Raw genomic sequence first — 3,032 nt, forward strand, 5'->3', positions numbered from 1 at the left:
TGTCTGGCAGTGCCCTACTCTCGCATGGGGAGGCCCCACACTACCATCGGCGCGACGGCGTTTCACTGCTGAGTTCGGCATGGATTCAGGTGGTCCCACCGCGCTATTGCCGCCAGACAAATCTGGGTTCAATCTCGAACAAGCTGCTGTTTTCTGAAACTTTCTCTCTCATCCCCAAAACACCTTCGGTGTTGTCAGGTTAAGCCTCACGGTCCATTAGTACTGGTTAGCTCAACGTCTCGCAACGCTTACACACCCAGCCTATCTACGTCCTCGTCTCGAACGCTCCTTCAGTACCCTCAGGGGGTAAGGGAAGACTCATCTCAAGGCAAGTTTCCCGCTTAGATGCTTTCAGCGGTTATCTCTGCCGCACTTAGCTACCGGGCAATGCCATTGGCATGACAACCCGAACACCAGTGGTGCGTCCACTCCGGTCCTCTCGTACTAGGAGCAGCCCCTTTCAATCTTCCAACGCCCACGGCAGATAGGGACCGAACTGTCTCACGACGTTCTAAACCCAGCTCGCGTACCACTTTAAATGGCGAACAGCCATACCCTTGGGACCTACTTCAGCCCCAGGATGTGATGAGCCGACATCGAGGTGCCAAACACCGCCGTCGATATGAACTCTTGGGCGGTATCAGCCTGTTATCCCCGGAGTACCTTTTATCCGTTGAGCGATGGCCCTTCCATTCAGAACCACCGGATCACTAAGACCTACTTTCGTACCTGCTCGCGCCGTCACGCTCGCAGTCAAGCTAGCTTATGCCTTTGCACTAACCTCACGATGTCCGACCGTGATTAGCTAACCTTCGTGCTCCTCCGTTACGCTTTGGGAGGAGACCGCCCCAGTCAAACTACCCACCAGACACTGTCCGCAGCCCGGATTACGGGCCCACGTTAGAACATCAAACATTCAAGGGTGGTATTTCAAGGATGGCTCCATGCAGACTGGCGTCCACACTTCACAGCCTCCCACCTATCCTACACATCAAGGCTCCATGTTCAGTGTCAAGCTATAGTAAAGGTTCACGGGGTCTTTCCGTCTTGCCGCGGGTACACTGCATCTTCACAGCGAGTTCAATTTCACTGAGTCTCGGGTGGAGACAGCCTGGCCATCATTACGCCATTCGTGCAGGTCGGAACTTACCCGACAAGGAATTTCGCTACCTTAGGACCGTTATAGTTACGGCCGCCGTTTACTGGGGCTTCGATCAAGAGCTTCTCCCGGAGGATAACCCCATCAATTAACCTTCCAGCACCGGGCAGGCGTCACACCGTATACGTCCACTTTCGTGTTTGCACAGTGCTGTGTTTTTATTAAACAGTTGCAGCCAGCTGGTATCTGCGACTGGCCTCAGCTCCATGGGTAAACCACTTCACCTAACGCCAGCGTGCCTTCTCCCGAAGTTACGGCACCATTTTGCCTAGTTCCTTCACCCGAGTTCTCTCAAGCGCCTGGGTATTCTCTACCTGACCACCTGTGTCGGTTTGGGGTACGATTGTGTGTGACCTGATGCTTAGAGGCTTTTCCTGGAAGCAGGGCATCAACCACTTCAGCACCGTAGTGCCTCGTCATCGCGCCTCAGTGTTAACAAATGACCGGATTTGCCTGGTCATTCCACCTACACGCTTAAACCGGGACATACCGTCGCCCGGCCGGCCTAGCCTTCTCCGTCCCCCCTTCGCAGTCACACCCAGTACAGGAATATTAACCTGTTGCCCATCGACTACGCTTTTCAGCCTCGCCTTAGGGGTCGACTCACCCTGCCCCGATTAACGTTGGACAGGAACCCTTGGTCTTCCGGCGAGCGGGTTTTTCACCCGCTTTATCGTTACTTATGTCAGCATTCGCACTTCTGATACCTCCAGCAGGCCTCACAGCCCACCTTCAACGGCTTACAGAACGCTCCCCTACCCAACAACATCGAAATGTTGCTGCCGCAGCTTCGGTGCATGGTTTAGCCCCGTTACATCTTCCGCGCAGGCCGACTCGACCAGTGAGCTATTACGCTTTCTTTAAATGATGGCTGCTTCTAAGCCAACATCCTGGCTGTCTGAGCCTTCCCACTTCGTTTCCCACTTAACCATGACTTGGGGACCTTAGCTGGCGGTCTGGGTTGTTTCCCTCTTCACGACGGACGTTAGCACCCGCCGTGTGTCTCCCGTGATAACATTCTTCGGTATTCGCAGTTTGCATCGGGTTGGTAAGTCGGGATGACCCCCTAGCCGAAACAGTGCTCTACCCCCGAAGATGACTTCACGAGGCGCTACCTAAATAGCTTTCGGGGAGAACCAGCTATCTCCCGGTTTGATTGGCCTTTCACCCCCAGCCACAAGTCATCCGCTAATTTTTCAACATTAGTCGGTTCGGTCCTCCAGTTAGTGTTACCCAACCTTCAACCTGCCCATGGCTAGATCACCGGGTTTCGGGTCTATACCCTGCAACTTAACGCCCAGTTAAGACTCGGTTTCCCTGCGGCTCCCCTATACGGTTAACCTTGCTACAGAATATAAGTCGCTGACCCATTATACAAAAGGTACGCAGTCACCCCACCACTAAGCCCCCTCTGCTTGATGTTGGCGGTTGGGCGTCGCTGGCGCGTCGCCGACCGTCATCAGGCAAAAGATGACGCTGTGGACTTCACCACTGGCTTAGTGGTGGGGCTCCCACTGCTTGTACGTACACGGTTTCAGGTTCTGTTTCACTCCCCTCGCCGGGGTTCTTTTCGCCTTTCCCTCACGGTACTGGTTCACTATCGGTCAGTCAGGAGTATTTAGCCTTGGAGGATGGTCCCCCCATGTTCAGACAGGATACCACGTGTCCCGCCCTACTCTTCGAGCTCACAATACCTGCGTCTTCGGATACGGGGCTATCACCCTTTACTGCCGGCCTTTCCAGGCCGTTCTCCTGACGCAGATGCTGATGTTGGCTCTGGGCTCCTCCCCGTTCGCTCGCCGCTACTGGGGGAATCTCGGTTGATTTCTTTTCCTCGGGGTACTGAGATGTTTCAGTTCCCCCGGTTCGCCTC

The 3,032-nt window shown here is 54.6% G+C and carries 1 protein-coding gene, 1 rRNA gene and 1 other annotated feature (1 of these 3 cut by a window edge); of the genes, one reads left to right on the plus strand and one right to left on the minus strand.

The window, feature by feature from the left end; translation table 11 throughout:
• Window position 1 precedes the first annotated feature (1 nt).
• A 5S ribosomal RNA gene (gene rrf, locus Xkoz_RS26870) occupies window positions 2–117 on the minus strand.
• A 78-nt stretch (window positions 118–195) separates the two neighbouring features.
• Window positions 196–3,032 (minus strand) — a sequence feature (mutual gap in cmsearch alignment for this rRNA model is longer than 100); it runs 194 nt beyond the window's last position.
• Here rrf and Xkoz_RS26875 point away from each other — a divergent pair.
• Window positions 2,578–2,781 carry a hypothetical protein gene (locus Xkoz_RS26875; RefSeq protein ID WP_208615198.1) on the plus strand — a complete coding sequence of 68 codons (204 nt, stop codon included), beginning with the start codon at window positions 2,578–2,580 and terminating at the stop codon, window positions 2,779–2,781. (Overlaps the previous feature by 204 nt.)

This window comes from Xenorhabdus kozodoii, from assembly GCF_002632875.1.
Taxonomy (GTDB): Bacteria; Pseudomonadota; Gammaproteobacteria; order Enterobacterales; family Enterobacteriaceae; genus Xenorhabdus; species Xenorhabdus kozodoii.